Source organism: Streptococcus pseudopneumoniae (genome assembly GCF_001072315.1).
GTDB classification, from domain to species: Bacteria; Bacillota; Bacilli; order Lactobacillales; family Streptococcaceae; genus Streptococcus; species Streptococcus pseudopneumoniae_R.
Map to the genome: position 1 here is coordinate 1 of NZ_JVLI01000123.1, position 614 is coordinate 614.

At 32.4% G+C, this 614-nt stretch carries 1 protein-coding gene; it reads right to left on the minus strand.

Annotation, left to right across the window (positions count from 1 at the left end; genetic code table 11):
* Positions 1-142: 142 nt before the first annotated feature.
* Positions 143-562 (minus strand): hypothetical protein, encoded by a 420-nt coding sequence (locus ADH54_RS06665; protein ID WP_049524521.1) that lies wholly within the window; start codon positions 560-562, stop codon positions 143-145.
* Positions 563-614 lie beyond the last annotated feature (52 nt).

Consider the following 614-nt stretch of genomic DNA (forward strand, 5'->3'; position numbering starts at 1 on the left):
AAGACCTGTGATTGTTCCAACTACACCTAGACCAGTAATAATTTTTGTAATGATTTCCATTTTGTTTTACCTCTTTTAATTTCTTTTTTCTTTAATAAAAGGCACTGCAGAGATTTCTACAGTGCCAAACACAATACTATTTTTATAATTCTTCAAATTCTTCACGATAAATCGTCCGAACAGTAGCTACTAGAATACTGAGGCCAATAATAATTGGAACTTCAAAATTCGGATATGGGAAAAATAACCCTCCTCCTTTTGGTGCATCAACCACTTGACCAGCATTAATAAGTGAATCATGGGACATTCCTAAAATATGCGGTGTATACCATCCAAAAATATTATCAATTATGTTTTCGCTTGGGAAATTGAATAGATGATGAATGATTGCCATTCCCCCAATCAATACGATTGTTATACATATTTTAGCTATAACCCACAGAATAAACATACCAATAGTGGATTTTACAACATTAATACACCAAAGAACGATATAAAAGGGAGCTGTAAAAATTCTAATGATAGCTACCCATAACCAGGAAAAATCACTTCCAAATTTCATAATCCTACTCCTCCACGATTTACCGTTATTATACCATAAAAATAGCTTATTT